25 protein-coding genes are annotated in these 23,589 nt (G+C 58.6%); 12 read left to right on the top strand and 13 right to left on the bottom strand.

Annotated features, from left to right (window positions below; translation table 11 throughout):
* Positions 1-20: 20 nt before the first annotated feature.
* The 4 genes from oppB to oppF are packed head-to-tail and all read left to right on the top strand — an operon-like array spanning position 21 to position 3,890.
* On the top strand, positions 21-941 hold the full coding sequence (gene oppB, locus AC6BYQ_RS02135; RefSeq protein WP_004932150.1) for an oligopeptide ABC transporter permease OppB: 921 nt from the start codon (positions 21-23) through the stop codon (positions 939-941).
* Positions 942-955: 14 nt separating this feature from the next.
* Entirely contained in the window at positions 956-1,864 is a 909-nt protein-coding gene (oppC, locus tag AC6BYQ_RS02130) for an oligopeptide ABC transporter permease OppC (RefSeq protein WP_498056223.1), read from the top strand.
* A gap of 11 nt (positions 1,865-1,875) precedes the next feature.
* Positions 1,876-2,892 (top strand): ABC transporter ATP-binding protein, encoded by a 1,017-nt coding sequence (locus AC6BYQ_RS02125; protein ID WP_498056222.1) that lies wholly within the window; start codon positions 1,876-1,878, stop codon positions 2,890-2,892.
* Positions 2,889-3,890, top strand: a complete 1,002-nt coding sequence (gene oppF, locus AC6BYQ_RS02120; RefSeq protein WP_019452737.1) for a murein tripeptide/oligopeptide ABC transporter ATP binding protein OppF — start codon at positions 2,889-2,891, stop codon at positions 3,888-3,890. The genes AC6BYQ_RS02125 and oppF overlap by 4 nt, the downstream gene beginning before the upstream one ends.
* Positions 3,891-3,963: 73 nt before the next feature.
* Here the strand turns inward: oppF and AC6BYQ_RS02115 are convergent, their stop codons facing one another.
* Together AC6BYQ_RS02115 and cls are read right to left on the bottom strand one after the other, a co-directional pair.
* Positions 3,964-4,287, bottom strand: a complete 324-nt coding sequence (locus AC6BYQ_RS02115; RefSeq protein WP_004932139.1) for an HI1450 family dsDNA-mimic protein — start codon at positions 4,285-4,287, stop codon at positions 3,964-3,966.
* 56 nt (positions 4,288-4,343) lie between these two features.
* A complete protein-coding gene (cls, locus tag AC6BYQ_RS02110; protein WP_025159793.1) occupies positions 4,344-5,804 on the bottom strand; it encodes a cardiolipin synthase in 1,461 nt (486 codons plus the stop codon).
* 242 nt (positions 5,805-6,046) lie between these two features.
* On the opposite strand from cls, the gene AC6BYQ_RS02105 reads away from it, so the two are divergent.
* Complete coding sequence (locus tag AC6BYQ_RS02105) at positions 6,047-6,223, top strand: YciY family protein (RefSeq protein WP_025159792.1); 177 nt, start codon at positions 6,047-6,049, stop codon at positions 6,221-6,223.
* Positions 6,224-6,268: 45 nt separating this feature from the next.
* On the opposite strand, the gene AC6BYQ_RS02100 is transcribed toward AC6BYQ_RS02105, so the two are convergent.
* Both AC6BYQ_RS02100 and smfY read right to left on the bottom strand, forming a co-directional pair.
* On the bottom strand, positions 6,269-6,760 hold the full coding sequence (locus tag AC6BYQ_RS02100; RefSeq protein WP_019452735.1) for a Dps family protein: 492 nt from the start codon (positions 6,758-6,760) through the stop codon (positions 6,269-6,271).
* 200 nt (positions 6,761-6,960) lie between these two features.
* Positions 6,961-8,433, bottom strand: coding sequence for a multidrug efflux MFS transporter SmfY (gene smfY, locus AC6BYQ_RS02095; RefSeq protein WP_432525096.1), 1,473 nt, complete (start codon positions 8,431-8,433; stop codon positions 6,961-6,963).
* 128 nt (positions 8,434-8,561) lie between these two features.
* Here smfY and AC6BYQ_RS02090 point away from each other — a divergent pair, with 128 nt between their 5' ends.
* On the top strand, positions 8,562-9,113 hold the full coding sequence (locus AC6BYQ_RS02090; RefSeq protein ID WP_019452733.1) for a TetR/AcrR family transcriptional regulator: 552 nt from the start codon (positions 8,562-8,564) through the stop codon (positions 9,111-9,113).
* Positions 9,114-9,160: 47 nt separating this feature from the next.
* On the opposite strand, the gene AC6BYQ_RS02085 is transcribed toward AC6BYQ_RS02090, so the two are convergent.
* The 6 genes from AC6BYQ_RS02085 to AC6BYQ_RS02060 all read right to left on the bottom strand — a co-directional run bounded on the left by AC6BYQ_RS02085 (position 9,161) and on the right by AC6BYQ_RS02060 (position 15,847).
* Positions 9,161-9,424 (bottom strand): hypothetical protein, encoded by a 264-nt coding sequence (locus AC6BYQ_RS02085; RefSeq protein WP_019452732.1) that lies wholly within the window; start codon positions 9,422-9,424, stop codon positions 9,161-9,163.
* Positions 9,425-9,693: 269 nt separating this feature from the next.
* Positions 9,694-10,701, bottom strand: a complete 1,008-nt coding sequence (locus AC6BYQ_RS02080) for a substrate-binding domain-containing protein (protein ID WP_498056221.1) — start codon at positions 10,699-10,701, stop codon at positions 9,694-9,696.
* Positions 10,702-10,734: 33 nt separating this feature from the next.
* Positions 10,735-11,772 carry an ABC transporter permease gene (locus AC6BYQ_RS02075; RefSeq protein ID WP_043128958.1) on the bottom strand — a complete coding sequence of 346 codons (1,038 nt, stop codon included), beginning with the start codon at positions 11,770-11,772 and terminating at the stop codon, positions 10,735-10,737.
* Between the two features lie 16 nt (positions 11,773-11,788).
* Positions 11,789-13,294: a sugar ABC transporter ATP-binding protein gene (locus tag AC6BYQ_RS02070; RefSeq protein WP_498056220.1), complete on the bottom strand. Its 1,506-nt coding sequence runs from the start codon at positions 13,292-13,294 to the stop codon at positions 11,789-11,791.
* A complete protein-coding gene (gene xylB / locus AC6BYQ_RS02065) occupies positions 13,291-14,808 on the bottom strand; it encodes a xylulokinase (RefSeq protein WP_063918450.1) in 1,518 nt (505 codons plus the stop codon). Before xylB ends, AC6BYQ_RS02070 begins: the two co-directional genes overlap by 4 nt.
* A gap of 4 nt (positions 14,809-14,812) precedes the next feature.
* Entirely contained in the window at positions 14,813-15,847 is a 1,035-nt protein-coding gene (locus AC6BYQ_RS02060; protein ID WP_063918449.1) for an NAD(P)-dependent alcohol dehydrogenase, read from the bottom strand.
* A gap of 228 nt (positions 15,848-16,075) precedes the next feature.
* Between AC6BYQ_RS02060 and AC6BYQ_RS02055 the strand changes: the two genes are divergently transcribed.
* The 4 genes from AC6BYQ_RS02055 (at position 16,076) to AC6BYQ_RS02040 (ending at position 19,760) form a co-directional block, all read left to right on the top strand.
* Positions 16,076-16,630 carry a D-lyxose/D-mannose family sugar isomerase gene (locus AC6BYQ_RS02055; RefSeq protein ID WP_440528717.1) on the top strand — a complete coding sequence of 185 codons (555 nt, stop codon included), beginning with the start codon at positions 16,076-16,078 and terminating at the stop codon, positions 16,628-16,630.
* A 71-nt stretch (positions 16,631-16,701) separates the two neighbouring features.
* Positions 16,702-17,703 carry a LacI family DNA-binding transcriptional regulator gene (locus AC6BYQ_RS02050; protein ID WP_074054063.1) on the top strand — a complete coding sequence of 334 codons (1,002 nt, stop codon included), beginning with the start codon at positions 16,702-16,704 and terminating at the stop codon, positions 17,701-17,703.
* A gap of 168 nt (positions 17,704-17,871) precedes the next feature.
* Positions 17,872-18,669, top strand: a complete 798-nt coding sequence (locus AC6BYQ_RS02045; protein WP_498056219.1) for a putative phage tail protein — start codon at positions 17,872-17,874, stop codon at positions 18,667-18,669.
* Positions 18,666-19,760: a hypothetical protein gene (locus AC6BYQ_RS02040; protein WP_498056218.1), complete on the top strand. Its 1,095-nt coding sequence runs from the start codon at positions 18,666-18,668 to the stop codon at positions 19,758-19,760. Before AC6BYQ_RS02045 ends, AC6BYQ_RS02040 begins: the two co-directional genes overlap by 4 nt.
* Positions 19,761-19,845: 85 nt before the next feature.
* Here AC6BYQ_RS02040 and AC6BYQ_RS02035 read toward each other — a convergent pair whose 3' ends face one another.
* On the bottom strand, positions 19,846-20,796 hold the full coding sequence (locus AC6BYQ_RS02035) for an amidohydrolase family protein (RefSeq protein ID WP_498056217.1): 951 nt from the start codon (positions 20,794-20,796) through the stop codon (positions 19,846-19,848).
* Positions 20,797-20,957: 161 nt separating this feature from the next.
* Positions 20,958-21,254 carry a YciI family protein gene (locus AC6BYQ_RS02030; RefSeq protein WP_004932096.1) on the bottom strand — a complete coding sequence of 99 codons (297 nt, stop codon included), beginning with the start codon at positions 21,252-21,254 and terminating at the stop codon, positions 20,958-20,960.
* A 175-nt stretch (positions 21,255-21,429) separates the two neighbouring features.
* Between AC6BYQ_RS02030 and AC6BYQ_RS02025 the strand changes: the two genes are divergently transcribed.
* Entirely contained in the window at positions 21,430-22,083 is a 654-nt protein-coding gene (locus tag AC6BYQ_RS02025; RefSeq protein WP_019452723.1) for an epoxyqueuosine reductase QueH, read from the top strand.
* A 235-nt stretch (positions 22,084-22,318) separates the two neighbouring features.
* Positions 22,319-23,062, top strand: coding sequence for a TonB system transport protein TonB (tonB, locus tag AC6BYQ_RS02020; protein WP_063918445.1), 744 nt, complete (start codon positions 22,319-22,321; stop codon positions 23,060-23,062).
* Positions 23,063-23,133: 71 nt separating this feature from the next.
* Here tonB and yciA read toward each other — a convergent pair whose 3' ends face one another.
* Positions 23,134-23,562, bottom strand: coding sequence for an acyl-CoA thioester hydrolase YciA (gene yciA / locus AC6BYQ_RS02015; RefSeq protein WP_019452720.1), 429 nt, complete (start codon positions 23,560-23,562; stop codon positions 23,134-23,136).
* Positions 23,563-23,589 lie beyond the last annotated feature (27 nt).

Here is a 23,589-nt window from a genome sequence, read left to right as displayed (position 1 = left end):
TGTCGCACAGGGTTAGGGCAATGCTTAAATTTATACTTCGTCGCTTGTTGGAAGCGATCCCGACACTATTTATCCTTATCACCATCTCATTCTTCATGATGCGTCTGGCGCCCGGCAGCCCCTTTACCGGGGAGCGCGCTTTGCCGCCGGAAGTCATGGCCAATATCGAAGCCAAATATCATTTGAACGATCCTATCTGGAAACAGTACGGTCATTATCTGGCGCAGCTTGCGCAGGGAGACTTCGGCCCATCCTTTAAATACAAGGACTATTCGGTCAACGATCTGGTCGCCAGCTCGTTCCCGGTTTCCGCCAAACTCGGCCTGGCCGCATTTTTGCTGGCGGTGGTGCTGGGCGTTAGCGCTGGCGTTATCGCCGCACTGAATCAGAACACCAAATGGGACTATACGGTGATGGGGTTCGCCATGACCGGGGTGGTGATACCCAGTTTCGTGGTGGCGCCGCTGCTGGTGCTGATCTTCGCCATCACGCTGAAATGGCTGCCGGGCGGTGGCTGGAACGGCGGCGCGCCCAAGTTCATCATCTTGCCGATGGTGGCGCTGTCGCTGGCCTATATCGCCAGTATCGCCCGTATCACGCGCGGCTCGATGATCGAAGTGCTGCACTCCAACTTCATTCGCACCGCGCGCGCCAAAGGCTTGCCGATGCGCCGCATCATTTTCCGCCATGCGCTGAAGCCGGCGCTGTTGCCGGTGCTGTCCTACATGGGCCCGGCCTTCGTCGGCATCATTACCGGTTCGATGGTGATCGAAACCATTTATGGTTTGCCGGGGATCGGCCAGCTGTTCGTTAACGGCGCGCTGAACCGCGATTACTCCCTGGTGCTGAGCCTGACCATTTTGGTGGGCGCCCTGACCATTCTGTTCAACGCGATCGTCGATGTGCTGTATGCGGTCATCGATCCGAAAATCCGTTATTAATCTGGAGCACGCGAATGATGTTGACTAAAAAGAACAGCGAAGCTCTGGAAAACTTCAGCGAGAAGCTGGAAGTGGAAGGGCGCAGCCTGTGGCAAGACGCGCGTCGGCGCTTTATGCACAACCGCGCGGCGGTCAGCAGCCTGTTCGTACTGGCGCTGATCACGCTGTTTGTGGTGTTGGCGCCGATGCTGTCGCAATTTGCCTATGACGATACCGACTGGGCGATGATGTCCGCGGTGCCGAGCATCGAGTCGGGGCACTATTTCGGCACCGACTCCTCCGGGCGCGATCTGCTGGTGCGCGTGGCGATCGGCGGGCGCATCTCGCTGATGGTCGGCGTGGCAGCGGCGCTGGTGGCGGTGATCGTCGGCACCCTGTACGGCGCGATGTCCGGCTATCTGGGCGGCAAGATCGATTCGGTGATGATGCGCTTGCTGGAGATCCTCAACTCCTTCCCGTTCATGTTCTTCGTGATCCTGCTGGTGACCTTCTTTGGCCAAAATATCCTGTTGATCTTCGTGGCGATCGGCATGGTGTCGTGGCTGGATATGGCGCGTATCGTGCGCGGCCAAACCCTCGGTTTGAAGCGTAAGGAGTTTATCGAAGCGGCGCTGGTGTGCGGCGTCTCCACGCGCAATATCGTGCTGCGGCATATCGTGCCGAACGTGCTCGGCGTGGTGGTGGTGTATGCGTCGCTGCTGGTGCCGAGCATGATCCTGTTCGAATCCTTCCTCAGCTTCCTGGGGCTGGGCACGCAAGAGCCGCTCAGCAGCTGGGGCGCCTTGCTCAGCGACGGCGCCAACTCAATGGAAGTTTCACCGTGGTTGCTGCTGTTCCCGGCGGGTTTCCTGGTTGTCACTCTGTTCTGTTTCAACTTTATCGGCGATGGCCTGCGTGACGCCCTCGACCCGAAAGATCGTTAAGGAGTGCAATCATGAGCACCATTGAACATCCTGAGCTGCAAACCGGCGCCGGCGCCAAAACCTCGCCGCTGCTGGACGTGAAAGATCTGCGCGTCACGTTCACGACCCCGGACGGCGACGTGACGGCGGTGAACGATCTGAACTTCGATCTGCGCGCCGGCGAAACGCTGGGCATCGTCGGTGAATCCGGTTCCGGCAAATCGCAGACCGCGTTCGCCCTGATGGGGCTGCTGGCCAGCAATGGCCGCATCGGCGGATTGGCCAAATTCAACGGCCGCGAAATCCTCAACCTGCCGGAAAATCAGCTCAACAAGCTGCGGGCAGAAGAGATTTCGATGATCTTCCAGGACCCTATGACCTCGCTTAACCCGTATATGCGCGTTGGCGAGCAGCTGATGGAAGTGCTGATGCTGCATAAGAAAATGAGCAAAAGCGAAGCCTTCGAAGAGTCGGTGCGCATGCTCGACGCGGTGAAAATGCCGGAGGCGCGCAAGCGCATGCGCATGTACCCGCACGAGTTTTCCGGCGGCATGCGCCAGCGCGTGATGATCGCCATGGCGCTGCTGTGCCGGCCGAAGCTGCTGATCGCCGACGAGCCGACCACCGCATTGGACGTGACCGTTCAGGCGCAGATTATGACATTGCTGAACGAGCTGAAGCGTGAGTTCAACACCGCCATCATCATGATTACCCACGATCTGGGCGTGGTGGCCGGCATCTGCAACAAGGTGCTGGTGATGTACGCCGGCCGCACCATGGAATACGGCAGCGCGCGTGAAGTGTTCTACCAGCCGAGCCACCCGTACTCTATCGGCCTGTTGAACGCGGTGCCGCGTCTCGACGCTGAAGGCGAGGCGTTGCTGACCATTCCCGGCAACCCGCCGAACCTGCTGCGGTTGCCGAAAGGCTGCCCGTTCCAGCCGCGCTGCCCGCATGCCATGGAACAGTGCGCGAGCGCTCCGCCGTTGGAGCAATTTGGGGAAGGGCGCCTGCGCGCCTGCTTTAAACCGGTGGAGGCGTTGGTATGACAGCGGTAACCGACAAGAAAGTGCTGCTCGAAGTGGCCGATCTGAAAGTGCACTTCGACATTCATGACGACAAGCAGTGGTTCTGGCAACCGCCGAAAACCCTGAAGGCGGTCGATGGCGTTACGCTGCGGCTGTTCGAGGGCGAGACCCTCGGCGTGGTCGGCGAATCCGGCTGCGGCAAATCCACCTTCGCGCGCGCCATCATCGGCCTGGTGAAGGCCACCAGCGGGCGCGTCGCCTGGTTGGGTAAAGATCTGCTGGGCATGAGCGACGCCGACTGGCGCAAAACCCGCAGCGATATTCAGATGATCTTCCAGGATCCGCTGGCTTCGCTCAACCCGCGCATGACCATCGGCGAGATCATCGCCGAGCCGCTGCGCACCTACTACCCGAAAATGCCGCGTCAGGAAGTGAAGGACAAGGTCAAGGCGATGATGCTGAAGGTCGGCCTGCTGCCTAACCTGATCAACCGTTATCCGCACGAGTTCTCCGGCGGCCAGTGCCAGCGCATCGGCATCGCGCGTGCGCTGATCCTCGAGCCGAAGCTGGTGATCTGCGACGAGCCGGTCTCCGCGCTGGACGTGTCGATTCAGGCGCAGGTGGTGAACCTGTTGCAGCAGCTGCAGCGCGAGATGGGCCTGTCGTTGATCTTTATCGCCCACGATTTGGCGGTGGTGAAGCACATTTCCGATCGCGTGCTGGTGATGTACCTGGGCCATGCGGTGGAGCTGGGCACCTATGACGAGGTGTACCACAATCCGCAGCACCCTTACACCAAGGCGTTGATGTCGGCGGTGCCGATCCCGGATCCGGACAAGGAGAAGGAAAAGCAGATCCAGCTGCTGGAAGGGGAACTGCCTTCGCCGATCAACCCGCCGTCAGGCTGCGTGTTCCGTACCCGCTGCCCGATCGCCGGGCCGGAGTGCGCCAAAACGCGTCCGCTGCTGGAGGGCAGTTTCCGCCACGCGGTTTCCTGCCTGAAGGTCGACCCGCTGTAATGTGCCGTTAGCCGGCAACAAAAAGCCCCGCTGACTGAGCGGGGCTTTTTTTATCCGAGACGCCAGCGGCGAATCACTCTTTCCACAGAATGTGGCACAGCTTGTGGTCTTTCTCGCGGCAGATCAGCACGCGAGCGAACACGTCATTGATCGGCTCGCCGTCGCTGTCCGCCAGACCGATCACCACTTCGGCGAAGAAGTCCGGGTTCAGGTCGTAATCCACGTGCTCGCTCCAGTCTTCGGAGGGATCGTACAGTTCGGCGCCGCCGCGCTCTTCAAACTGCAGATTGAACAGCAGAATATCCGCCGGATCCAGATTGTCGCCGGCCAATTCGAGGAAGATATCGTAGGCCTGTTCCAGCGTTTCGTCTTCGGTAAGGCGGTTATTCAAATCCATAAAAAAATCCTGATAACAAATGATTTGGCGCTATTAAAGCACGCTCGCCGCGGCTTTTACAGCAGCGGGCTGAAAAAGTAGAACAGGCGCTCGACCAGGCGATGCCAGAACGGCCGCTTCAACCACTCTTTAGCGTTCAGCAGCTTGGAGCGGGCAATGTAATCTTCCTGCACGCAGGCCAGATCGCTGCCGAAGCCGTCGTCGTCGATCACCAGCGTGATTTCGAAGTTCAGCCACAGGCTGCGCATATCCAGATTGACGGTGCCGACCAGGCTGAGCTGGCCGTCCACCAGGACGCTTTTGGTATGCAGCAGGCCGCCTTCGAACTGATAGATTTTCACGCCGGCTTCCAGCAGCTCGGAGAAGAACGCCCGGCTGGCCCAGCGCACCATCATCGAATCGTTGTCGCGTGGCACGATGATGCTGACCTCGACGCCGCGTAGGGCGGCGGTGCAGATGGCGTGCAGCAGATCGTCGCTCGGTACGAAATACGGCGTGGTCATGATCAGCTGCTCGCGCGCGGAATAGACCGCGGTCAACAGCGCCTGGTGGATCATCTCCTCGGGGAAGCCGGGGCCGGAGGCGATCACCTGAATGGTGTGGCCGCTCTCCTGCTCGAACGGCATGATGTTGACGTCCGGCGGCGGCGGCAGAATGCGCTTGCCGGTTTCAATTTCCCAGTCGCAGGCATAGACGATGCCCATGGTGGTGGCCACCGGGCCTTCCATGCGCGCCATCAGATCGATCCATTGGCCGACGCCCGCATCCTGCTTGAAGTAACGCGGGTCGACCATGTTCATGCTGCCGGTATAGGCGATGTAGTTGTCGATCAGCACCACCTTGCGGTGCTGGCGCAGATCCATGCGGCGCAGGAATACGCGCAGCAGATTGACCTTCAGCGCTTCGACCACTTCGATGCCGGCGTTGCGCATCATCGCCGGGTAGGGGCTGCGGAAGAATTGCAGGCTGCCGGCGGAGTCCAGCATCAGGCGGCAGTGTACGCCGCGTCGGGCGGCGGCCATCAGCGATTCGGCCACCTGATCGACCAGGCCGCCGGGCTGCCAGATATAGAACACCATCTCGATGTTGTGGCGCGCCAGTTCGATGTCGCGGATCAACGCTTTGAGCGTGTCGTCGGTGGTGGTGAGCAGCTGCAGCTGGTTGCCCTTGACGCCGTCGATGCCCTGGCGGCGGTTGCACAGCTGGAACAGCGGCTCGGCGACCTCGCTATACTCGGTGGCGAAGATGCGGCGGCTCTCTTTCAATTCCTTCAGCCAGCGTGCGGTCGACGGCCACATGGCTTTGGCGCGCTCGGCCCGGCGTTTGCCCAGGTGCAGCTCGCCGAAGGATAAATAGGCTACGATGCCGAACAGCGGCAGAATATAGATAACCAGCAGCCAGGCCATGGCGGAGGGAACCGCACGGCGTTTCATCAAAATGCGCATCGTCACGCCGGCGATCAGCAGCCAGTAGCCGAACACCATGAGCCAACTGATTACGGTATAAAATGTTGTCATAAAGGCGAAAAATCCCGTTCGCAAACCACCAATGATGAGTGTACGCACAGATCGGTCAAGGCGAAACCTTTTATCGGCGCTTATGTTACATAAATATGATGAAGTTAAGGCACTTGCTGAAAATGAAAGGGCGGCTTTTGCCCGTGTGGCGTCCGCTGTGCCGCCGATAACGGCGACTTGGATCATGAGCCGAAAGGGCTATAATGCCCGCGGTTGGCATTAGACGAACGAGTGACGGAATTATGAGACGCAGTAGAAATGAAGTGGGCCGCTGGCGCATGTTGCGGCAGAGCCAACGCCGCCGGCATCGCTGGCTGGAGCGCCAGTCGTGCAGCAATCGCCATATCATCCGGGTGCGCCGCCGCCTGGACGATCAGCACCGGCGCGCGCTGCTGTTTGCGGTATCCTGCGAGTGGTAAAACGAAAACAGTCCCGTGAGGGACTGTTTTGTCATGGCGCCTGGGTTATTTGCCCAGATAGGCGTTGAGCATCCAGACCTGTTTTTCCTGTTCTTTGATGTAATCGCTCATCAGCGACGCGGTGCCTTCGTCGCCGGCATCGGCCGCCACCGTCAGCAGTTCGCGCTGCTGTTGCAGCAAGATTGAATACCCTTCCAACAGGCCGCGCAGCGTGCCTTTATCATCGGTCACGTTGGTGTGTTCCTTGATATCGGCGGTTTTCAGATAGTCGCTGTAAGCGTGACGCGGCTGCGAGCCCAGCGTCAGAATGCGTTCCGCCAGCTCATCCACCTTGGTCAGCAGATCGTTGTAAGTTTCTTCGAATTTTGCGTGCAGCTCAAAGAATTGCGGGCCGGTAATATTCCAGTGATAGCCGCGCACGTTCATATATAGCACCTGATAATTCGCCAACAGCGCATTCAGCGCTTCGGCGAGTTTTGCCGATTGTTTACTGTCGAGGCCGATATGGGTTTTCGCTGCTTTCTTCGCCGTTGCCATAATAATCTTCTCCTGATTATTCGTTCCAAGGGTAGACAGAATTCATTTCCATAGCTGTTACAGTAACCGGATTTATCGCAGGGTTAAACACGATATCAGTCATCATTGCCATCGCTCAAACCGATGGCGATAAATCCGTCGAGCAAATTGCCGAATCAGTGTACGCAGGATCCGCAGGCGAAAAAAGCCGCTTTTATCGGTTACTTGCGCAGCGCCAGTTTTACCGCGCCGGCGCCCAGCGCCATCAACAGCGCGGCGGCGATCAACACCGTAATAAATGCGCGATCGAAGGCCAAACGCGCCAGCTGGGTCAGCTGCTGCGCGCGATCGGCCGCCATCCCGGCCGCCAGACGCAACGCTTCGTCGATGCTGTCGTAGGCCAAATCGCTGACCGGCAGTTCCGCCGGCAGCGCCAGACTGTGGCTGTAAACCGCCGTCATCAGCCCGCCGAGCAACGTTACGCCCAGCACGCCGCCCAGCTCATAGGAGACGTCCTCGATCGATGCGGCCATGCCGGATTTCTCCTCCGGCGCATTCAACATGATGGCGGTGGACGCGGCGGTGATCACGCCGCCGAGGCCAAAGCCCACCAACGCCAGGCTCACCAGCTGTGGCGCCATGCCGCTCTGGGACAGCAGGGCGAGGGCGGCGATGCCGAAAGCGGTCAGGGCGAAACCGCCGAGGATGATGCTGCGTTCGCCGTAGCGCGGCAACAGCAAACCGGCCATCGGCCCCGCCAACGCCGAAGCTAGCGGGATCGGCAAGATAAACAGCGCCGCCTGCAGCGGACTGAGGCCGAGCACCAGCTGCAAGCGTTGGCTGAGTACCAGCTCGACGCCGATCAGCGCCACCATCGACAGCAGCGCTACGCCGATGCCGCCGGCGAACAGCCGGTTGCGGAACAGGGAGAAATCGATCATCGGATTGGCGCTGCGCTGCTGGCGGCGCACGAACATCGCCAGGAACAGCACGCCGATCAGGGCCGCCGCGATCAAGGCGCCGACGTCTGGCGCCGGCTTGCTCAGCTCTTTCAGCGCGTAGATAGCGCCGACCAGGCCGATCATGATCTGTACCGAACCGAGGATGTCGGAAGGGCGCGGGTTATCGCCGCCGCAGCGTGGGATCAGTTTCCACGCCAGCGGCCAGACCAGCAGCACCACCGGCACGTTGATCAGGAACACCGAACCCCACCAGAAATACTCCAGCAGCAGGCCGCCGACCACCGGGCCGATGGCCGCGCCGCCGGAGGCCACCGAGGCCCAGATGCCGATCGCCAGAGCGCGCTCGCGTTCGTCGGTAAAGACGTGGCGCACGATGGACAGCGTGGCGGGCATCATCATCGCCGCGCCAACGGCGAGGAACACCCGTGCGGCGATCAGCCACTCAGCGGTTGGCGAGAAGGCGGCGCACAGCGAAGCGACGGCAAACACCGGCAGCCCGGCCAGAAACAGCCGCTTATGGCCGATGCGGTCGCTCAGCATTCCGGCGCCGGGCAACAGTCCGGCCACCACCAACGGGTAGGCGTTGACGATCCACAGTTTCTGCGAGGCGCTGGCGTCCAACGCCTGGGTCAAGCGCGGCAGCGCGGTATATAACACCGTCATATCGATAACGATCAGGAAAAGGGCGCTGGCGATCAGGGCCAGGATCAGCCAGCGGTTCTTGGCGTACATAAGTCATTCATCCACTAAAGTGGGCGGCGCGAAGGCGCCGCCATTCCGGTAACCCTCCGGCGGCGCCGGGTGGTATACTGGTTGATAATATATATCCATACGTTCGTATTGAAAAGAAGGGTTTCTTAATGGGACGTCAACGCAGCATCGATCGCGATAAGGTTTTGGACACCGCCGAAGAGATCGTCGCCACTCAGGGCGCCGCCGGCTTGACCATCGACGCCGTCGCCAAAGCGATGGGGATCTCCAAGGGTGGGGTGCAGTATTGCTTCGGTAGCAAGGACGCCTTGATCGACGCCATGTTCGATCGCTGGGGCAGCGCCTATGAAGCGCTGTTCGCGGATATCGCCGGCGCCGACCCTTCGCCACAGACCGGCGTGCGGGCGCATATGTTGGCGACCCAAAGTTCGGATCAGACCGCCAGCGCCAAGGCCGCCGGGCTGATGGCGACGCTGATTCAAACGCCGGAGCATCTGGCGAGTACGCGCGAATGGTACCGCAGCCGCATCGCCGGGCTCGATTTGGCGAGCGAAGAGGGCAAGCGCGCGCGCCTGGCGTTTCTCGCCACCGAAGGCGCTTTTATGCTGCGTTATTTCGGTTTGATGGATATCGACCAGGCGGAGTGGGAAACGATGTTCGCCGATATGCAGGCGTTGATACTGGCGGACGGAGATAAATAACGAATGAATTAAGCGGCAGGTGTCAGCCTGCCGCAGGATAAACCCGATTATTTATAGGCTATCGCATTGATGGTTTCGAAGGTGGTTTTGCCCTCGCGGCCAATAATGACGTAATACTTGCCGCCTTTTTCGTCCACCGCTTTCGACAGGCGCGCGTGATCGATCCCCACGGTGTCGTCGCCGTCTTGCGAAATGGTCACCGGACCAATCTCGGTATGTTTCGCCGCCTCTTCCCGGGTGATTTCAATCGCCGCCAGAGAAGAGAATGAGGTAAACGCCAGCAGTGCCAAGAGATATTTAGTTGCCTTCATAATTATTCCTTTTGGAAGATAAAAACGGCCCGTAACGGTATCTTGACTACGGCTAAAGTGTAGATCAGCGGCGGTGGTTTGCTCTGCGGCGGCAATAATAAATCGCCGCTGACGGCTACGCCTATCACACTGATAGTTAGTCAATGGGCTGTGGCAGGCGTATGTTTATCGAACAAGATATTCCCTCGAAGAACCTTTAAGCCAGCCACTCCGTGCTGGCTTTTTTTTGTTTACGTGCGGGCGGGCCCCCCGGAGAGGGGGGCGAAGGGTTATTTACGGGCATCCAACAGCGATTGGGCATTCTCTGGGGTGACGACGGTCCACGGAATGTAGTAATGCTTCTGCGTGCCGCCTTCCCATTTCAGATCCTTGGCGTATTGTTTCCAGATATCCGACTGTGGTTGATAGCTTTCACCTTTCACGGCGCGTAACGCGACGTCGATGGAACCCTGCATCTGGCCTTTGGCGTCTTGCAGGATGGAGACCATTTCACCGGCCTGTACCGCATGAATCGCGTCGGAAACGCCGTCCACGCCGGCGATCGCGAAGTCCTTCACATTCAGGCCGGCGCCTTTAATCGCTTCAATCGCACCCAGCGCCATCTCGTCGTTCTGGCCAATCACGCCGTTGATTTTACCCCGATGTTTCTGCAGCCAGTTTTCCATCAGCGGCTGCGCTTCAGCGCGCGACCAGTTGGCCGTTTTGCGTTCAAGTACGGTGACCTGGCCGGCGCCGCACTCGGCAATCGCTTTGTCATTGCCCTTGCCGCGCTGGATCTCGCCGCTGCCGCCTTTCGGGCCTTCGATAATCACCACGTTCACCTTATGGTTCTTGCAGTCGAGTTTGTCCAGGACGGCTTTGGCCTCGAGATAGCCCCCCAGCTCATCGTTAGACACCACTTCAGAGGTCATCGCGTCCGTGTTCAGACGCGCGTTGGTGACCACCACCGGGATTTTGGCTTCGTTGGCATTGGTGACGATATCGATATTGGCCTCAAAATCCATAGGGTTGACGATAATGGCGTCGGCGCGCGTCTGGATCGCGGTGGCGGCCTGATCGTTTTGCACCGAGGCATCATAGCGCCCATCGTAGAAGGTCAGCACGGCTTCGCCGTTTTTCACCGCCGGGTGTTCCTTGCCGAATCTTTCCATCAATTGCACGAATTCGGCTTTGTTGCCGTACATCAATACCGCGATTTTAACCGGGGCCGCCTGAGCAGCCGACAGGCTGCCGAACATCATGGCAGAGGCAAACAACGCTATCTTGGTCTTATTCATGGTTTTCTCCTGGTAGAGTTGGGTCTGATGTTATTAATCGCGCTGTTGCTTACGCGATGGGTCGAGCAAGACGGCAAGAACGATCAATGCGCCTTTGATAATTTGTTGGTAATACGATTGCACGCCAAGCAGATCGAGGCCGTTATTCATCACCCCGATGATCAGCACGCCGAAGAAGGTGCCGACCAGCGTACCCACGCCGCCCGCCATGCTGGTGCCGCCGATCACCACCGCGGCGATGGCGTCCAGCTCATAGCCTGCGCCGGCGTTGGTTTGCGCCGAACCGGTGCGCGCGGTGAGGATCAAACCGGCGATGCCGGCCAGCGCGCCGCACAGCGTATACACCAGTATCTTGATACGAGTGACGTTAATCCCAGAGGTGCGTGCGCTTTTCGGGTTGCCGCCGACGGCGTAGATGTAGCGCCCGAAGAGGGTTTTATTCAGCACCAGCCAGGCGAGGGCGAACAGCACGATGAAGATGATGACGGGCACCGGAACGCCGCCGACATAACCATTGCCCAACCAGCGGAAATCGCTGTTCAATTGCGAAACCGGATTGCCGTTGGTAGTCAACATGGTTAAACCGCGCGCCGCAGAGAGCATGCCCATGGTGACGATAAAGGGTTGCAGCCGGTAGCGGGCTAACACGGTGCCGTTCACCAGGCCGCAGACGATGCCGATGCCCAGCGCCACAATCAGCGGTGCCATGACGGCGGTCGCGGTATCGCCGATAGCCAATCCGCTATTGTTGGTGGCGAAACGGGCGGCGACGATCCCGCTTAACGCCAGCACCGAACCCACGGAGAGATCGACGCCGGCGGTGATGATGACGAAGGTCATGCCGATTGCCAGAATGCCGTTGATCGAGACCTGGCGCAGGACGATCAGGGTGTTTTCATTGCTGAGAAAATAATTGCTGCTCCAGGCCCCCTGGGCGACCTGATATTCGCCAATCAGCGCCACGGTCAGGCACAGGGCGAAAAAGGCGATGATAATGCCGTATTTGTGCATACGGCGCTTATTGCGGGTGAAAAATGACATTCCTGGTGATAAGGAGTGGGCGCTGCTCATTGTTATTCTCTCTCTGTTAAACCGCGAGTTTCATCAGTGCTGCCTGAGTCGCATGGGTTGCCGAAAGCTCGCCGGCCAACTGCCCGTCACGGAACACCAATATGCGATCGCTCATGCCTATGATTTCCGAAAGTTCGGAGGAAACCATGATGATCCCTTTGTTTTGCAAGGCGAATTCCGACATGAATCGATAGATCTCTTTTTTGGCGCCGACGTCGATGCCGCGCGTCGGCTCGTCGAGCAGCAAAACCTCCGGATCCAGCAGCGCCCAGCGGCCCAGCACCACTTTTTGCTGGTTGCCGCCGCTCAGGTTGCCCACCGGCTGCTCGCCGTCGTGGGTTTTAACGTTGAAACGCTGGATCATGTCGCGGGTACGCGCTTGCTCCCGTTTCTCGCTGACAAATCCCATCCGGCTGATGTCGGCGAAAGAGGCGATATTGATGTTTTCGCTGACGGAGCGGCACAGCACCAGGCCGGTTTCCTTACGGTCTTCCGTTACATAGGCGATACCGCTGTCGATGGCTTCGCGCGGGGAGTGACGGCTCAGCGTTTTGTCGCCCAAGCGAATCGTGCCGCTGTCGGCATGCTGAACGCCGAAGATAAGATCGAGGAACTCGCTGCGGCCCGATCCCACCAGGCCGTAGATGCCCAGGATTTCGCCGTGCTTAAGCTGCAGGCTGATATCTTTGATCTTGTCGCGCCAACACAGGTTGTTAACCTCCAGCAACACCGCCTCGCCGGGTCGATTGAATTTGGCGAACTCGCTGTCGTACTCGCCGCCGATAATGTGTTCGATCAGCTGTTCACGGGTAATGTCGGCGATATAGCCTTCATGGATGTAGGCGCCATCGCGAAAAATGGTGTAGCTGTCCGCGATCTGGAAGATCTCTGACAAGCGGTGAGACACATAGATAATGCCTTTGCCTTTCGCCGCCAGTTGCTGCAGCGTCTGAAAGATTTTCTGCGCATCTTCTTCGCCAATCGCCGAGGTGGGCTCATCCATGATGATGATGTCGGCATTGGCGTGCGACAGCGCCTTGGCGATCTCGACCAGCTGTTGCTCGGCGACGCTCAGATTGCGCATCTTTTCCCGGGCGTCGATCTTGAAATCCAGTTCATTGAGCAGGCTGGTCGTGCGCTGGTTGAGCGTCGCGAAGTCGACGAACCCCAAGCGCCTCGGCTCGCGGCCGAGCCAAATGTTTTCGGCCACCGTCAGGTCCGGGATCGCGCTCAGTTCCTGCTGCACGATGGCGATGCCGGCGTTGAGGGCATCGCGGGGATGATGAAATTCGCAGCGTTGGCCATGGATAAAAATGTCGCCGCCATCGGGTTGAATAAAGCCCATCAGAATGCTGAGAAAGGTGGACTTACCCGCGCCGTTGCCGCCGCACAGGGCATGGATGGACCCGCGCCGCAGGCAAAACTCTGCATTTTTAAGCGCCATGACCGGACCAAAGGCTTTCCTGACGCCGCTCACTTCCAGCAGGTAGGCGGGGGCTGACGTATGGGGATCTTGCGTCACAGTTGCACCTCCGGGTAGGTTCGTTGCAAACGCTGCAGGTACCGTTGATAAAGCGTCTCGTATTGCGTTTGTCGGTCGGCGTTTGGCGTCGCGCGCGTGGCTTCATCCAGTGAAACGAAGCGTTGGCACAGTTCGGCCAATAATTCGGCGGCGCTCTGGTTCGGGCGATCGGCCAACGATGTCGCCCACATCGCCTGAATGGCGCCGCCCAACGCGGCGGTCTCTTTGACTTTCAGACAGACCACCGGGCATCCCATCACGTCCGCGACGATTTGTCGCCAGGCGGCGCTGCGGGCGCCGCCGCCGGTGAGACGGATCTCGCGCGTTTCGATGCCCTGGCGGCGGAACAGCTCGATGCCATAGCGCAGGCCGTAGGTGGCGCTCTCTACTACGGCCAGGCAGAGGTTGGCACGGGTAAAATTGTCGCTATCCAGGTTATGCAGGCTGGCGCGCGCGTGGGGCAGCGGCGGAACGCGTTCGCCGTTGAAGAACGGCAGCATCTCGACGCCGCCGGCGCCCGGTGCGGCCTGCGCCAATAGGGCGTTGAAGCCGGCAAGATCTTCGTCCAGCAGCGTTTGCATCGCGGTGGTGGCCGAGGTGACATTCATGGTGCATATCAACGGCAACCACCCGTTGGTGCTGGAGCAGAAACCGGCAATCATGTCCGACTCCGCCACGACGGGCGCGGCGGACCAGGCGAATAGCGTGCCGGAAGTGCCCAGGCTCAGGGTGACGGCGCCGGCCTCGATGTTGCCGGCGCCGATGGCCGCCATCATATTGTCGCCGCCGCCGGTCGAGACCCTGGCGGTGGGGCTGAGGCCGAGCTTTTCCGCCGCGACAGGGCGCACCGTGCCGATGCAGCATTCCGCGCTTTTGAGCGGCGGCAGGGCTTGCCACAGGCGGCCGCTGTCGTCGATGAGATCGACGGCGGTTTTGCTCCAGCTGCGGGTGCGCACATCGAGCAGCCCGGTGCCGGAGGCGTCGCCGTATTCCGCCACGCGTTCCCCGGTCAGCCAGAAGTTCAAATAATCATGGGGCAGCAGCACGGTGTGCAGTTTTGCCCAGAGCGCCGGGTGGTGCGTCTTGAACCAAAGGATTTTCGACGCGGTGTAACCGGTGGCGACCCGCAGACCGAGTGTTTCCAGCGAGCCGTTGGCGCCGCCGAGCCGCTGCAGCAGCCGTTCGTTTTCCTCTGCGGTTTCGGTATCGCACCACAGCTTGACGCTGTGCAGCACGTTGCCTTGTGCGTCCAGCGGCACGAAGCCATGCTGCTGGCCCGAAACCCCCAACGCGTTAATCTCCCGTGCGTCGACGCCGGCGTTGGTCACCGCTTGTTGAAACGCGATGATCAGCGCGTCAACCCACCAGTCGGCCTCTTGTTCGCGCCGGCCGTTGGAATGGCTGATGAGGCGGTGAGGGGCGCTGCCCTCACCGAGGATCACGCCCTGTGCGCTGTCGACAATCACGACTTTCGTGCCTTGCGTACCGCAGTCTATGCCAGCATAGAGCGTCATAGGTTTACTCCATCTCCAGCATGATTTTGATGTCTGAGGCATGCCCCGCCGCCGCGCGTTCGAAGGCGGCCACGCTGTCGGAGAACTTGTAGGTCTGACTGATTAAAGGCTGGACGCGCAATTTGCCGCTGCTCAACAGCCGCAGCGTGCGCGGATACATGTTGGCGTAGCGGAAGATGGTCTTGAAGGTAATTTCCTTGGCCTGCGCCGCGACGATATCCATCGGCGCAGCGTCGATCGGCATGCCGACCAGCACCGCGGTCGCGCCCGGCGCCGCATGCTCAGCCAGCGTTGCGATAGCCGGTTTTGCGCCGCTGCATTCAAACACGACATCGGCGCCGTTGCCGCTGGTGAGCGCGGCCACTTTCCCCGCCAGGTCGCCGGTTTTGATATTGACGGCGTGCAACCCTTCGTAGCTGGCCGCCACCGCGAGTTTCTCGTCAAACAGGTCGCAAATAATGACGTCCGAACAGCCGCCCGCCAGTGCGGCAAGGGCCGTTACCACGCCGATCGGCCCGGCGCCGATCACCAGCGCGATGTCGCCGGGTTTAATCCCGGCTTTGGTGGCCGCTTGCATACCGATAGCCAAGGGCTCAACCATGGCGCCTTCAGCAAAACTGACGTTGTCCGGCAATTTGAACGTGAACGCGGCGGGGTGGATGACGGTTTCGCGCAGGCAGCCGTGCACCGGCGGCGTTGCCCAGAAGCGAACGGCCGGGTCAAGGTTGTAAATACCGGCGCGCGTTTGGGCCGAGTTGAGATCGGGAATGCCGGGCTCCATGCAAACGCGATCGCCGACGCTGAGGTGAGTGACATTTTCGCCAGTCGCAAGCACCACGCCGGAAGCTTCATGGCCGAGCACCATCGGGGCGTTAACCACGAACGGGCCAATGCGGCCATGCTGGTAATAGTGCACATCGCTGCCGCAGATACCTACGGAATGAATTTTAATCTGCACATCATCGGGCCCCAGCGCCTCGGCCAGCTGGACGTCCTCAATAGCGATTTGCCCCGCCTTGGCCAACACTAATGCTTTCATATTGCCTCCTGGTGAATCATTTTTATGGTAACGATATCATTTCAATGCGGCGATAGTGGGCCAAAGCGGGTGGTTAAACTGTGATCAATGTTGGAATTGCTCGACGAGAGTTAATTTTGCTGGGGGGTTGTTATTCAATATGGAGATGGCGGTCACAAAACCGGCGGGGCAATGACGGTTTTAATATCGGCGTGTTGATATCGATACCGTTACTTTGCAGGGAAAATGATGAACAAACAACAAAACGCCAAAGCCGCCACGCTGGAATATTTGCGCCAGGCGGACATTGTCCTGACGAAAGACGAGCAGCAACGTATTGAAATTGCAACCTTTGGTCTGGCTGACTATCCCGTGTCGGGATTGCAGCTGCTGACTTACGTCAACTCCCCCCGGTATTGTGCGAAAGAGTTGGTGCTCTTTCCGGGGCAGACCTGCCCAGAGCATTTGCATCCGCCTTTCGCCGGCATGCCCGGTAAGCAAGAGACTTTTCGTTGCCGTTGGGGGGAGGTATTTCTGTTTGTCGATGATGAAAACCTGACGCCCAACGATCGCGGCGGTGAGTTGGCATGTCGGGTGCCCGCAGGGGCGGAGCAGTGGTATACCTGCGATCGCTATATCCTTCTGCGGCCGGGTGAGCAATACACCATCGCCCCCAACACCCGGCACTGGTTTCAGGCGGGAAAGCAGGGCGCGGTGGTCTCCGAGTTCTCTTCCGAGAGCCGCGACGAGCTGGATATTTTTACCGATCCGCGCATTAACCGCCTTGCAGGCGTAAACCATTAGCGCCATGGGCAAAGTTCTGTCATGATGCCGAGAATGGTACAAAATGATATCTTCAAGCTAAGGAGCTGCATTTGGCAGTGGATCGAGGACGGAAAGCGACGCTGGCCAGCGTCGCCGCACAGGCGAATGTCAGCAAAATAACCGCTTCGCGGGCGTTTTCACAGCCGGACAAGGTCCATCCGGAAACGTTGAGGAGAATTCGCGAGACTGCCGCCGAACTCGGTTACGTGGTCAATGCCGCCGCGCGCAATCTGCGAGCGAAAAGCAGCAGAACCATCGGTATCGTCAATCCTGATATGGCCAACCCATTCTTTGGCGGCCTGACGCGCCTGATGACGCTCGAAGCGCAAAAAATGGGGTACGACACCCTGGTGTTCGACTCCTATGAGTCTCAGGAAAGCGAAGACAGAATCATCGACAAACTCATTGGCTACAACGTCGATGCGATCATTCTATCGGTCATTTCCAACGATCATTTGTACCAGCCTTCCTATCTGAAACGCTTGGAAACGCTCAATATCCCGGTGGTGCTGATCGATAGGGAATTGGACAGCCGCCATTGCAGCGGGGTGTATATCGATAACCTGGACTGCGGCCTCCAGGCGGGGCGTTGGCTGCTGGAACAGCAGGCGCAGCGGGTAGTGGTGGTCTCCGGGCCGGAGAATTCCAACGTGGCGCGTGACAGGGTCACTGGATTGCAAGCGGCTTTGCAAGGCAAAGTGGCGTCGCTGGAAGTGCTGTACGCCGATTTCTTTATGGATGTCGCCTGGCAAGAGACGAGCCGTTGGCTGGCCAACAACCGCGCCCCGGACTTTTTCGTCGGCTGCAACAACCAAATCTCCCTGGGCATTATCAAGGCCTGCATCGAACATCGGCTGCCGTTGATGCAGGAGGTGTCGCTGTTCAGCATCGATGAGGTTTCGCATGCCGGGATCTATGGTTTTCATTTCCCTTGCGTGTCGCATGATTTGCAGGAGATCGCCTGGCAGGCGTTGAATCTGGCGATTCGCCGCATTGCCGATCCTGAGATCAAGCCGGGCAAGGTGGTGGTGCGGGGCAAATTAGTCATCTGACGGCTGCTGCCTTTGTATGAGCGATAAATGCAACAGAAAGAGGCGGTACACCAGATAGACCGCTATGTTCGCGGGTCAAGAGCACAACATCCCTGCTATTGATGCAAGGTTCATCCACTCATAGAGTTACTTGGCTGTATATAAATACAGTAAAACTATGAGGATAACATGATGAATACTTGCCCTGATATCGCCACGCTACGAAACACTCTGCCTACCGCTGCAGGCGAATTGATCGCTGTGACTGCATACTACGGCGATTGGAACGCCAGCAATCGCCAGCCAACCGGTGGTGGCACCTTCGTCGCCAAAGCACAATCGACAGCGATGGATGACGGCGGTATGTTCATCCGCCCCAACGCCGGTTGGTTATGGGTACGCGTCCTGGATGTTGCCGGTACGGTGTCGCCCTATATGTTCGGTGCGAAAGGTGATGGTATTTCAGAGGATGCCGCTGCAATTCAGGCTGCTCACGACTATGCCAGTTCGCAGGCTGTCTCCAGCGGCTCACGCGTGTTGAAAAACGGTAATCTGCAGTTCGGTAGCGGGCAATTCAAATGCACGAAAACGCTGAACCTGGATTTGAAAACTGTTGATTACGATTTTTCCGGTGCGTTGCTGGATTTTAGCGCCATGACTCCGGGCGATAACGTCAAGCGGAAAGCCGCCATGCAATGGCAAAACAGCGCCGGATATACCCAAGGTAATCTCAGCGTGAAAAATCTGCGCATGATGGGACCTGGCCCCAATTCCTTTGTCGATGGCATGACGTTTTCTACTTCATTCTCGGCAAACTATGGACGCAATTCGTTGACCTTTATATTGGCGGCGGTATCGAAGGTTTTGCTTATGGCATTACCGGCACCATCGATTTCTACTTTCTGCGTATGTACGGCTTTAGTTTCAATCACTGCGACATTTGCTACTACTTCCCGGACAATACTTTCAATTCCGGCGAAGAGATGAACTTCCACAGTTGCGTCTTCGGTCAGAGCAACTGTGGCGTGAAATTGATGGGAGGGTATAGTTATTTCTTCAACTGTTCCTTCGATTACATTTACGGTAAAAACGGGCCGCAAACCCCAACCAGTCATGTCGGAAAGTATATGCATATCGAGGGGGGGCAACATATTTTCCGTGATTGTCACGTTGAAGGTTATGGACCGCAAAATTACATCCTGAATATCCCGGATGCCAAAAGTTGTAAAGTCAACGTTATCGGCGGTCTGTTTACCTTCAAAGCCGGCGGCAGCCCAACGACCTATCCGACAACCTCCAATCCCTTCTATGTCGGCAGTCTGGCTAGGGTAGTCTTTGATAAGGTCAATATTGGCGAGATGCAGCAAGGCGGTGATGCTAACGTCAGCGGCTGGATTGATGGCACAGGTTCTGTCTCGCTGCACAACACGCAACTGCCCATTTCCTGGCCTTATCTGTTAACTCAGGTGCGAACCGATACCGCCGTACAGGACAATTGGCTGGATGGCACGACGTATAGCAACGGTAGCGACAAATGGACTGAGGAAGTTTGGGTTCTGCCGCCGGGAGGCGTTAATACGGTGCGTAAATCTCGCTACGGGTGGGGCACGACTAACAGCACCAATTTCAGCCTTATTCGCCAGGCCGGTTTCGTTTCATTGGGGCGCAACGCGGCCGCTGGTAATGGTGTGTTCCAGGCGGTGCTGGGAACCATCAGCCTGAAAGGTTACGGCAGCGTTATTCACCATGTTCGCGCCAACACTTACGCGGGTGATGGGCAACTCTGCCAGGTCAAAATCCTATGGGCGAAGCTGCGTGAATATGGTCCGCAACAAGACGTGGAACCCCAAATTCTCAAGCAGCAAACCGGTCACGTTTACACCTATCAATTTAGCGGCAATGAATCCGATCTGAAGAGCGTTATCATCCCAGGCCAAATGCAGGGTTATCCTACGCAGCCTCCCGCCTTCGAGCGAGCGCCGGACTGGGCTACGCACGCTTTCTTGCTTATTGACGTCACCGAAATGAAAAGCAACTTTGACCTGCGCATTACGGATGTTTACCTGCGACAGGTCTGACGCAGTTTCCTAACATTGACCGGTTCACGACATGTCGCACATCCCGTTATTACGGGGGGGTGCGACATGGAATGAGGACGGATCTTCAGTCCGCACCCAGCCCAAACAGCGCAGCCGCATTGCGATCCAAAATGGCGCTCGCTTCTTCCTCCGGCAATCCGGCACGCCGGATGTAGTCCACCGTGGTTTGAAACAGCTCGCCCGGCTGGAACGGAAAATCGGTGCCGAACAGCAGCCGCTCGGTGCCGAATGTCGCTGCTGCCGCTTGCAACGCAGGCACCTGATCGTGTCCTACCGTGTCGTACCACATGCGCAGGGCGGCGCGGCTCGGGGGTTCCGGCGTATCCGGCGCTTCCCACGCGACGGTTTGGTCGAGGCGTTCCAGCGTCATTGGCAGCAGGCCGCCCAGATGCGGAACGATGATTTTCATCTCCGGAAAGCGTAGAGGGATACCGTTGAGGATAAAGTGCATGGCGGCGATCGTGTCTTCGATCGGCGCACCGATCGACCAGGTCAAGGCGTAATCGGCGATCAGCGGCGAGTGCGCGCCGCGGCCGGCGGGATGAATGGCCAGCACGCTGCGGCGGCGGTTGAGTTCCTGATAGAGCGGCTCGAACAGCGGGTTGGCGATAGAGAGCCCGAGTACTGAGGTGGTGATGCAGGCGCCCAGCATGCCGAGCTGGGTCAAGGCTCTGTCCAGCTCGCGTAACGCAGCGTCGATGTGCGGTAGCGGCAAGGAAGCGATGGCCCGGAAGCGGGTGGGATAACGCGCTGCCAGCTCCGCATATTCATCGTTGATCCGGCGCGCGGCATCAACGGCCGCCTGTTCGTCTTCCAGGTGCGGCGACAGCGGCGTCGCCGACAAGATTTGCATGTCGATGCCGGCGCTGTCCAGCAGGGCGAAGCGGGCTGCCAGCTCGCGATCGCTGCGGCCGGCGCCCAATTGCCGATAGGCGGCGACTTCGTGCAGGCCATGAGATTGCAAAAGATCCAGATACTCTGTGCTCCACAGGTGAGCGTGAACATCGAGTCGCATCGGTCGATCTCCCGGAGTACGCGGCGATGCCGCGGGTTCAGGAGAGTATAGGCAGGCGGCGCTACAGCGCCCGAAGGGAAGGCATTTTTTCTACCGATGAGGGCGGACGAGAGCACGCATTGATCCGGGAACGGTACGCCGCTCCCGGTCAGGTAATGAGGTCAGAATACCTGCTTGAACGGTTTCACCGTCACGTCGGCGTAGACGCCGGCGGCGATATAGGGATCCTGCTGCGCCCAGGCCTGGGCTTCCGCCAGCGAAGCGAACTCGGCGATCACCGTTGAACCGGTAAAGCCGGCGGCGCCGGGATCGTTGCTGTCGATGGCTGGGTTAGGGCCGGCGACCACCAGGCGGCCGGCGTCGCGCAGCGCCTGCAGGCGCGCCAGATGCGCCGGGCGCACCGCCAGGCGGTTTTCCAGCGAGTTGGGGACGTCTTGCGCGTAGATCAGATAAAGCATGTTTCACCTTTAAAATCATGGCTATAAAACGGTGCTATCAAGGTAGCGCAAAAGACGCGGCAGGGGAACGGCGCGCGGCGAATTTCCCGGCGGATTGGCGCTTATGCCTTGAAGCCGCTACTTTTTATTCGTATAGTGCGGCGCGCTTAAACTGATATGCCATTGAGGTGAGGATATGACGGAACTGGTAAGGGAAAAACTCGATTTGCCTGCGGGCAAAAGCAAACTGCTGCTGCATTCGTGCTGCGCGCCCTGTTCCGGCGAGGTGATGGAAGCGATCCAGGCGTCCGGGATCGAATACGCCATTTTCTTCTATAACCCCAACATTCACCCGCAAAAAGAGTATCTGTTGCGCAAAGAAGAGAATATCCGTTTCGCCGAGCAGCACGGGGTGCCGATTATCGATGCCGATTACGACACCGACAACTGGTTCGCTCGCGCCAAAGGGATGGAGCATGAGCCGGAGCGCGGCATTCGCTGCACCATGTGCTTCGATATGCGTTTCGAGCGCACGGCGCTGTATGCGCATGAGCATGGTTACGACACCATCTCCAGCTCGCTGGGTATCTCGCGCTGGAAGAACATGCAGCAGATCACCGACTGCGGCGTCCGGGCGGCGGAAAAGTATCCCGATCTGGTGTATTGGGATTACAACTGGCGCAAGAAGGGCGGTTCGTCGCGCATGATAGAGATCAGCAAACGCGAACGCTTCTATCAGCAGGAATACTGCGGCTGTGTCTATTCGCTGCGCGACACCAACCTGCATCGCAAAGCGCAGGGGCGGCCGCTGATTAAGCTGGGCGTGCTCTACTATGGCGATGAAGAATAACGCTTAATCACCGCAATTGACCCGCTACGGCGGGTTTTTTATTTTTAGCGCTCGGCCAAACGTTAATGAAGCGTGTTGATTCGGCGGTTAAAAAGCAACGGCCAGGTTAATATCCTTATGAGTTTGCTGGTTTTCGCTGCGGATACTGACGATTAAAGCGATAGTTTGCCTTTCGTTATTGAATATGATTGCTATTTGCATTTAAACTTGGCGAACCAGAGGAAACAGAATCATTATGCCGCTAAAAAAGATGTTCCTTAATCGCCGTATATCCGTGCCTTTTGTTTTGTCCGTAGGCTTGCACAGCGCCCTGGTGGCGGGGTTGCTTTACGCTTCGGTAAAGGAAGTGGTGGAGCTGCCGAAGCCAGAGGACGCGCCGATCAGCGTCATGATGGTCAACACCGCCGCGATGGCCGAACCGCCGCCACCGGCGCCGGCCGAGCCGGAACCGCCGCAGGTTGAACCTGAGCCGGAGCCAGAACCGGAACCCATTGTGGAGCCGCCGCCAAAGGCGATCGTGAAGCCGGAGCCGGTCAAGCCGAAACCGAAGCCTAAGCCAAAGCCGAAGGTAGAAAAACCGGTTAAATCGGAGCCGAAGAAAGTCGAGCCGCGCGAGCCGTCGCCGTTCAACAACGATTCGCCGGCCAAGCCGATCGACAAAGCGCCGGTGAAACAGGCGCCTGCCGCGCCGGTGCAGGGCAACTCGCGCGAGGTTGGGCCAAGGCCGATCAGCCGCGCTAACCCGCTCTATCCGCCGCGAGCCCAGGCTTTGCAGATCGAAGGTAATGTGCGGGTACAGTTCGATATCGACAGCGACGGCCGGGTGAGCAACGTGCGCATCCTGTCGGCGGAACCGCGCAATATGTTTGAGCGTGAAGTGAAGCAGGCGATGCGCAAATGGCGGTATGAAGCCAAGGAAGCGAAAGATCGCACCGTGACTATCCGCTTCAAGCTGAACGGCACGACCGAATTGAACTGAGTTCGGTCACCATCAAAGAAAAAAAGGGTCGCCTCGGCGACCCTTTTTGCATTTGCGGTATCTCCGCCGGCTTACTCTTCGAAGCCGACGCGGAAATTCATTTTACCGTCTGGCAACGCGCGCGAGTTGCCTTCCGCATCGACTGCCACATAGGTGAACACCGCTTCTGTCGCGCGATAGCGCTGACCGATCGGAGCGGAAGAGACTTTCTTTACCCACACTTCGATATTGATGGTGATCGAGCTGCGCCCGGTGCGGATGCAGTGCGCATAGCAGCAAACCACGTCGCCTACCGCCACCGGTTTCAGGAAGGTCATGCCGTCTACGCGTACGGTCACCACGCGTCCTTCGGCGATCTCTTTTGCCTGGATGGCGCCGCCGATATCCATTTGCGACATCAGCCAGCCGCCGAAGATATCGCCGTTGGCATTGGTATCAGCCGGCATTGCCAGCGTGCGCAGCACCAGCTCGCCGCTGGGTAAAGGTCGTTGTTGTGTCATAGCAGTCTGCTTTTAAAAGGAGGGAAT

The sequence above is a fragment of the Serratia sp. LTN-2 genome (genome assembly GCF_059740205.1).
The sequence above is the reverse complement of the archived record's forward strand: the minus strand, read 5'-3'. Positions and strand labels throughout refer to the sequence as shown.